At 66.2% G+C, this 8139-nt stretch carries 5 protein-coding genes; 2 read left to right on the top strand and 3 right to left on the bottom strand.

Annotated elements, in window-relative coordinates; translation table 11 throughout:
* Positions 1 to 119 precede the first annotated feature (119 nt).
* Positions 120 to 2024, top strand: coding sequence for a radical SAM protein (locus QZY06_RS05815; RefSeq protein ID WP_295681451.1), 1905 nt, complete (start codon positions 120 to 122; stop codon positions 2022 to 2024).
* Between the two features lie 89 nt (positions 2025 to 2113).
* Entirely contained in the window at positions 2114 to 3637 is a 1524-nt protein-coding gene (locus tag QZY06_RS05810; protein ID WP_295681445.1) for a cellulase family glycosylhydrolase, read from the top strand.
* A gap of 117 nt (positions 3638 to 3754) precedes the next feature.
* Here QZY06_RS05810 and QZY06_RS05805 read toward each other — a convergent pair whose 3' ends face one another.
* The 3 genes from QZY06_RS05805 to QZY06_RS05795 all read right to left on the bottom strand — a co-directional run.
* Positions 3755 to 5845 carry a hypothetical protein gene (locus QZY06_RS05805; protein ID WP_295681442.1) on the bottom strand — a complete coding sequence of 697 codons (2091 nt, stop codon included), beginning with the start codon at positions 5843 to 5845 and terminating at the stop codon, positions 3755 to 3757.
* Between the two features lie 19 nt (positions 5846 to 5864).
* Positions 5865 to 6974 (bottom strand): YCF48-related protein, encoded by a 1110-nt coding sequence (locus tag QZY06_RS05800; RefSeq protein ID WP_295681439.1) that lies wholly within the window; start codon positions 6972 to 6974, stop codon positions 5865 to 5867.
* A 41-nt stretch (positions 6975 to 7015) separates the two neighbouring features.
* Positions 7016 to 8139: DUF1302 family protein (locus QZY06_RS05795; RefSeq protein WP_295681436.1), on the bottom strand; the 1124-nt coding region annotated here is incomplete at its 5' end.

Raw genomic sequence — 8139 nt, 5'->3', positions numbered from 1 at the left:
GGCCGCCGCGCCCACGGCCTGCTGGCGATGGAGCCGGCGGTTGCCGCGCTGCTCGAGCAAGGCCCGGCCTGAGCCCGGCCTGAGTGAACCAAGCTGCGTCCCGGCTGCAGGAAGCATCGATGCGCGCAACCCGCGTGCTGTCGCTGATTCCGCCGATGACGCAGCTGAACACGCCCTACCCGTCGACGGCGTATCTCACCGGCTTCCTGCGCCTGCATGGCGTCGATGCGCGCCAGGATGATCTGGCGCTGAAGCTGGTGCTGCGGCTGCTGAGTCAGCCCGGGCTCGCTTCCATTCACGATGCGATCAAGGCGCAGCCGACGCTGATCCGAACGGCGCCGGTCGAATCCTTCGTCGCGCAGTACGAGCGCTACGCGGCGACGATCGCGCCGGTGATCGCCTTCCTGCAGGGCCGCGATGCGACGCTGGCCAGCCGCATCGTCACTCGCCGCTTCCTGCCGGAGGGCCCGCGCTTTGCTTCGCTCGATGTCTATGTCGACGACGACGGCGGCGATCCTCTGGCCTGGGCGTTCGGCGCGCTCGGCATCAACGATCGGGCGCGGCATCTGGCCACGCTGTACCTGAATGATCTCGCCGATGTGCTGCGCGATGCCATCGATCCGCGCTTCGAGTTCGTCCGTTATGCGGAAAAGCTGGCGGCCAGCCAGCCGAGTTTCGATCTGCTGGCCGATGCGCTGGCCGCACCGCTGAACCTCGTCGACACGCTGCTGCATGAGCTGACCCTGGCCGCGCTCGCCGAGCACAGGCCGACCGTGGTGCTGATCTCGGTGCCGTTTCCCGGTGCGGTGTATGCGGCGTTCCGGATCGCCCAGACGATCAAGGCTCAGAACCCGAGCATCGTCATCGGCCTCGGCGGCGGTTACGTCAACACCGAGCTGCGTGAGCTGGCTGAGCCGCGGGTGTTCGACTACTTCGACACTGTGACCCTGGATGCCGGCGAGCGGCCGCTGCTGGCGCTGCTCGATCATCTGGCCGGCAAGCGTCCGCGCGAGCAGCTGTGCCGGGCCTTCGTTCGAGATGAAGCCGGCGCGGTGCGCTACCTCAACGGCGCGACCGAGACCGACATCCCGTTCAACGAGGTCGGCACGCCGACCTGGGACGGGCTGCCGATCACGCAGTACCTGTCGCTGCTCGACATGCTCAACCCGATGCACCGGCTGTGGTCCGACGGGCGCTGGAACAAGCTGACCATCGCCCATGGTTGTTACTGGAAGAAATGCAGCTTCTGCGACATCAGCCTCGACTACATTTCCCGCTACGACGCGGCGAGCGCGACGACCTTGGTCGATCGCATCGAAGCGATCATTGCCGAGACCGGCCAGACCGGCTTCCATTTCGTCGACGAAGCCGCGCCGCCGAAAGTGCTGAAAGCGCTGGCGCTGGAACTGCTGCGCCGCAAGGTCTCCATTTCCTGGTGGGGCAACATCCGCTTCGAGAAATCCTTCAACCCGGAGCTGTGCCAGCTGCTGGCCGACAGCGGCTGCATCGCCATTTCCGGTGGCCTGGAAGTGGCATCGGACCGGCTGCTGGATCTGATGAAGAAGGGTGTCTCGGTGGCGCAGGTCGCACGGGTGACGCAGGCGTTCAGCGAAGCCGGCGTGCTGGTCCACGCCTATCTGATGTACGGCTTCCCGACGCAGACCGTGCAGGACACCGTCGACGCGCTCGAATACGTACGCCAGCTGTTCGAGGAAGGCTGCCTGCAGTCCGGCTACTTCCACCGCTTTACCTGCACGGTGCATTCGCCGGTCGGCCTCAACCCGGCTGAGTACGGCGTGCAGCTGCTGCCGCAGGCAGCGGGCGGCTTCGCGAAGAACGACATCAGCTTCATCGACCCGACCGGCGTCGATCACGATGCGCTTGGCGTCAGCCTGAACAAGGCGCTCTACAACTACATGCACGGCATCGGCATCGATACCAATGTGCAGCGCTGGTTCCTCAACCAGGTGCCGAAGACACGAGTGCCGAAACGCTTCATCGAACAAGCGCTCCGCGGTAACTAACAACCATTCGTCGGCGAGATGCTGCAGGGCACAATAGTTGCGCCGCTAAGCGGTTCATCAAAATCGCGGCACCACCGAGCGCAACACGGATGGCAATGAAGAAAATCTGGGCTGCGGTACTGATGGCCGCGCTCATGATCGTGCAGCAGGATGCCGTTGCGTATTCGGTGAGCGGCCGGACGATCTACAACGACGCTGGCGCTGTGGTGCAGTTGAAGGGCGTCAACTGGTTCGGCTTCGAAACCACCAACTACACGGTTCACGGCCTGTGGGCGCGGAACTGGAAGCAGATGATCCAGCAGATGAAGGATCAGGGCTTCAATGCCGTGCGCCTGCCGTTCTGCCCGGCCACCCTGCGTGGCATGGCGACCAGCAGCATCGACTACAGCCTGAACCCGGACCTTGCCGGCAAGAACTCGCTGGCCGTGCTCGATGCAGTGATCACCGAGCTGAACCGCCAGGGCATGTACATCCTGCTCGATCATCACCGGGCTGATTGCAACAGCATTGCCGAGCTTTGGTACACCTCGAATTACAGCGAGGCGCAGTGGTTGTCGGACCTGCGCTTCGTCGCCAAACGCTACGCCCGCGCGCCGCGGGTGATCGGCATCGATCTGAAGAACGAGCCGCACGGCAGCGCCACCTGGGGCTCGCGCAACAACGCCACCGACTGGAATCTGGCCACCGGCCGCGCTGCCAGCCAGGTGCTCGGCGTGGCGCCGAACTGGTTGATCTTCGTCGAAGGCATCGGCGCGTCCAGCCAGTGCAGCAGTGGTCAGGCCCCGTTCTGGGGCGAGAATCTGGCGCCGCTGGCCTGTACGCCGTCACCGGTGCCGGCCAATCGTCTGGTGCTGTCGCCGCATACCTACGGGCCGGATGTGTTCGTCCAGCCCTATCACAAGGCCAAGAACTTCCCGTCCAACATGCCGGCGATCTGGGACGGCCACTGGGGCTTCGCGATTCCGAACGCGCCGGTGGTGCTCGGCGAGTTCGGCGGCAAGTACGGCGAAGGCGACAGCCGCGATCGCGCCTGGCAGAACGCCCTGGTCGATTACCTGATCGGCAAGCGCATCAACAGCGGCTTCTACTGGAGCTGGAACCCGAACAGCAGCGACACCGGCGGCATCCTCCGCGACGACTGGACCACCGTGCGCAACGACAAGATGGCGCTGCTGCGCCGGCTCTGGACCGGGACTGCGAGCGGCACGACGACGGGCAGCAGCACCGGCGGTACGACCGGTGGAACCGGCACCGGTGGTGGCACCTCCGGCGGAACCACCAGCGGCGGAACCACGGGTGGCAGCACGGGTGGCACTACCGGCGGCGGCTCGACCACGGGTAGCTCGACCGGCGGGAACGCTCCGACAATCACCGTCAGCGAAATGCGTTCCAGCGAATGGGCCACCGGCTACTGCTCGAACGTCACCGTCCGCAATGTCGGCACCGCCACCGTGGTCTGGGACGTGACCTTGACCATACAAGGCCGCGCCAACCAGGCCTGGAACGTGGTCTGGTCGCAGGCCGGCAACAAGCTCAAGGCCAGCGGCCTGGACTGGAATCGCACGATCGAGCCGAACAGCACGCGCGATTGGGGCTATTGCGCGGATCGCTGAGGGCTCAAACAGGTGTCATCCCCGCGCAGGCGGGGATCCAGTTTTGGCTCACGCGCACCGCTGGCAACGAAGAACTGGATTCCCGCCTGCGCGGGAATGACGAATGTTCTGTGGGGGCTACTTGGCTTCCGGATGCTCAAGCGCTGGATCAGCAATCGCCGCAATCCCGGCCCGACCCGCCGCAAGCCAGGCCAGCAACTGACGGCGCTCGGCAGCCAGCGTCGCGGTCGCCAGTGATGGCAGCAGCGCTTGCTGCCGCGCGGACAAGGCGGTCAGCGCTTCGCCGTCGTCTCCCGTCGCGATCGATGATTCGATCAACCAGCGCAACTCGGCGATCTCGGCAAGCAGGCGATGCAAGGCCGGCGAGACCGGTGCCGCGTCGAGCCCATGCGTCACGTCGAAGCTGGCCGCGGCTTCTGCAGGCAAGGCCTGGCCGGGCTCCAGCGCAGGCAGGGTCGCGGCGCTGATGGTGCTGGCGGCCGACGCGGCATTGCTGCTCAGGGCCGCTTCCAGTTTCACGACCGCAGCGTCGTAATGCTCGCCCGCTTCCTGGCGACGGCCGGCACGTGCGGCCGCGCGGCCAGCGGCCACCCAGGCTTCGCGGACGGCCGGATCGCGCGGATCGCGCGGCACCAGTTCCTGCCAGACGATCAGCGCTTCGGCGGCGAGGCCGGCCGGATCCTCCGGTACATCGGCCTGCTCGAACGGCGGCAGTCGCTGGCAGAGTTCGGTCGGTGCCAGTGCCCGGCGGTTGTAGTCCTCGCAGTCGATCAGGCGCCGGCGCTGCATCGCCTTGAGGATGAACTTCGGCGTTTCGCCGCGACCCGCGTCGTCTCCTTTGGCGGTGGCCAACTGCTTGTCGCCCTGCGGGCCGAGCGCGGCCCAGCCGAGGCCGAGCAGCGCGAGATTCGAGTACGGGCCTTCGAGCGGGATGCGCTCGAAGATCGGCCGCGCCGTGGCGCCCTGCCCGGCGCGCAGGAAATCACTGGCCAGGGTCAGATTGGCGCGATCGCGCAGCGCCTGTTCGATGCTCTCTTTGGCATCGACACGGCCCAGGCGATCAAGCAGCACCCGGCCGCGTTCGACAGCGCCGCTGGCGATCAAGGCCAGGCCGAGGTCGTACTGGATCAGGCTGGCGCGCAGGCGTTCATCGACCGGCGCACTGGCCAGACGCACCGGATCAAGCTCGGCGGACTGCAAAGCCTGTGACGCGCGATCGGCACGGCCGAGCGCGAACAGCGCGCGCGCCCGGGCCAGCACGGCTTCGTTGCGCACCGCCGGCACCAGCTTCAGCGGCAGCGCATCGAGCGCCTGCATCGCCGCGTCGGCCTGGTCCTCGGCGAGATGGCGCTGCGCCACGGCGAGCACCGCTTCCGAGTACAGGCTGCGATCCGCGGACTTCGCGCGAGCCAGTGCCGCTTCGGCCGTGGCGATCAGACCGCCACGGGCGGCGGCCTCTGCCAATAGCGCGGCGGTCGCTGGATCGGTAGGACCTGTGGCTTCAAGCTGCCTCAGCGCGATCGCCGCCAGCCAGGGCCGATCGCGTGCCAGCAGATGGCGGGCACGACGCCAGCGCGGATCGTCCGGGTTGCCCGGCTGATAGCCGTTGCTACGGGGCGCCTTGTCGATCAGCGTTTCTGCCCAGCGCTCGAATGGGCTTTGTCGCTGCTCGCCGGCTTTCCATTCGATCAGTACCAGTGAAGGCCCGGCCAGCGGCTGGCTGCGTTCGAGGCGCAGCTCCCTTTCACTGCTGCCAGTACTGGTCTCGAAGGTGAACTCACTGCGCCGCGGCGATTCGCCGTGCAGGGTCCAGTCGACACTCAGACGATGGGTGCCGTCGGCCAAGGGCAGTGCCACCAAGGGCAGCAGGCCGCTGCGTGCCTGCAAGGCAAGGCGATCTTCTGGAGCGATGGTGATGGCCGGCAGCACGACATCGTCGACCGCCAGCACAAGGCTTTCAAGCTCGGCATTGGCCGTACTCAGACCCAGATCGAAACGCGCGTTGCCGGCATCTTCATTGGCGGCTACGGCCGCCTGCTGGCGGAAGCGCTGCTCGCGGGCTACGGCCAGTGCCGTACTGGCAGCGGCGAGATCGGCACGCAGGCTGTCCGACAATGGCTCAGCGGCTGGCGCCGCAGGCACAGTGGCCGCCAGCAGGCTTGCGATCAGCCAAGCCAAGCCGGCCGAGCGCACAACGCGCGCGCTCATGCTGCGCCCTCAGCGGCGATCAGAACTTCGCCGCATCGAGCCGCTGCACGCCGGCATCGCCGACCACGATCAGGCCGCCATCCGGTGCCATCGTCAGCCAGGACAGCGACTCGGTCTGGCGGTTGCCGAGCTTGTCGATGATCGGCACCGAGTGCACCGGCTTGCCGGGCTCGAAGATCAGCAAGGTCGCGTTGAGTCCGACCATCGCCACCTTGTCGCCGGGCAGCGCGGCCATGCCGAACAGAGACTGGTCGCTATTGGTCTGCATCTTCTTCCAGCTGCCGGCGCGAACGTCTTCGCTGAAGAAGGAGTTGCCGCGCAGGCCGCCGATCAAAGCACCCTTGTCACCCGCGGCGATGACGCAGAACAGCGAGCTTTCGTAGGGCGTGGCGAGCTTGGTCCAGGTCAGGCCGCGATCGGCGCTGACGCCGATGGTGCCCGCTTCGCCGACCACCATCAGGCTGCCGTCACCGAGCTTGGCCAGCGCGTTGAAATGACGCTCGTCCTCGGTAACCGGATTGGCCGCCACCTGCGCCCAGGTGCTGCCACCATCGGTGGTCGCCAGCATCAAGCCGTAGGCGCCGACGGCGAAGCCGGTCTGGGCATCAAGGAACAGCACGTCGAACAACGGCTTGTTCAGCTCGGGCTGGAAGTTCTGCTGCTTCCAGGTTTCGCCGCCGTCCGCGGTGTGCAGGATCACCGCGTCATGGCCGACCGCCCAGCCATTGTTCTCGTCGGCGAAGGTGACGCTGGTCAGCATCACGTCGACCGGCGACGCCACCTGGTTCCACTTGGCGCCATCGGCCGAGATCAGGATGTGGCCGTACACGCCCACCGCGACGTAATGCTTGCCGGTGTTGACCACGCGCAGCAGCGGATTGTTGACCGCCCGCACCGCCATCTCGGAAGGACGCGGCACGATCGGCTTCGCCACCGCTTCCACCGCTGCGGGCTCGCTGCTCGATTCAGTAGTCGCCTCGGTCGTGGACTCGACCGGGGCAGCTGCCGCATCGGCTGCCACCGGCGCTGCGGCCGGCTCCTGCTGCGCCTGGGTCGTGATCAGCAGCGACAGCGGCGCGGCCGACAGGCCGAGGATCAGGGCAGCGAGTTTGAAGGACGAATGGCGCATGACGGTCAGGCTCGGTGAGGTTCTCGAAAGCTGGGCGGCGATCAGAACTGGTACTTCAGGAAGAAACCGATGTTGTCGCGATCGCGGATCGTGTTGTTGGCACCCCCGCGGGTGTAGGCGTTGTAGGCAATGCTGAACGACGTCGACTTCTCGTAGCGGATTTCGATCACGGTGTTGGCCTGGATGCGGCCTTCGACGAAGTTCGCACCCGGTCCCGGTGAATTGTTATAGACGTCGTGCTGGAAGATCACGAACGGCTGAATGCTGATGCCCGGCATCACCGATTCGTAGCTGATGCGGGCGACAACGCGATAGCCGCCGGCGAAGGCATTGGCGAACTGGTTGCGCTTGGCCTGGTAAGGATTGAAACGCAGACCATCCGGGCCGACGGTGCAGCTCGGGTTGGTCGAACAGGCCAGACGCGAGCCATCGGCACCGCTGCCATCGGCACCGGCCGAGGCCGAGGTGTAAGCCGCGCCCGGACCTTCGATCTGCAGCTGATCGAACTTCGGCAGGTTCAGCACCTGAGTGGCGGCAACTTCGTAAAGCATGATCACCTGGTCCGCGCCGATCCAGTTCTCGGTGCCGCTGAGCACGCGGGTGGCGCCGAACACGTACTGCATCACCTTGCCCGGAATCCAGCCACGGATGTACGAGTTCGGGGCGTTCTCGCCGATGATGCCGCCGCGATACGGGGTGATGAAGTTCGGGAACGAACGCGCCGAACCCGGCGCTGCGCCGACCACCAGATTGATCGCGTCCGGATACGGATTGTTGCCGCTGGCGTCGACGAAGTTGGAGCTGTCGTACAGCTGGTAGCTGTTGCCGCCGTTCTCGGTGAAGCCCAGGGTGTTGGTGGCACCGGCGCAGCCGATGTTGACGTCGTGGCAGCGGGTCAGCGTCGGGCCGAAGGCGGCGAACACGAGGTCCACCGTCGCCACCTGCAACGGCAGGTTCGGGCGATACGACACTTCACCCTGATACGAGTAATCGCCGTAGGTGGTGTTGAAGCTGAAGCCGATCAGCTTGCGGTTCTCGGGGTATTCGAACTGGAAGCGCGCGGTCTCGAACGGCACGGCGTCGGACTGCTGCAGGCCTGGACGCGGCAGCAGCAGGTTGGCGAAGCCGGGCAGCGAGTTGAGATCGAGCAGGCCGAGATCGATCG

This window comes from uncultured Nevskia sp. (assembly GCF_903885465.1).
Lineage (GTDB): Bacteria > Pseudomonadota > Gammaproteobacteria > Nevskiales > Nevskiaceae > Nevskia.
Note: the sequence above shows the minus strand (reverse complement) of the source record. Positions and strands in the feature narration are given on the sequence as shown.

Excerpts from the sequence above, each read along its gene's own strand:
- QZY06_RS05815 (WP_295681451.1), top strand. The coding sequence starts at position 120 with ATGCGCGCAACCCGCGTGCTGTCGCTGATTCCGCCGATGACGCAGCTG.
- QZY06_RS05810 (WP_295681445.1), top strand. The coding sequence starts at position 2,114 with ATGGCAATGAAGAAAATCTGGGCTGCGGTACTGATGGCCGCGCTCATG.
- QZY06_RS05805 (WP_295681442.1), bottom strand. The coding sequence starts at position 5,845 with ATGAGCGCGCGCGTTGTGCGCTCGGCCGGCTTGGCTTGGCTGATCGCA.
- QZY06_RS05800 (WP_295681439.1), bottom strand. The coding sequence starts at position 6,974 with ATGCGCCATTCGTCCTTCAAACTCGCTGCCCTGATCCTCGGCCTGTCG.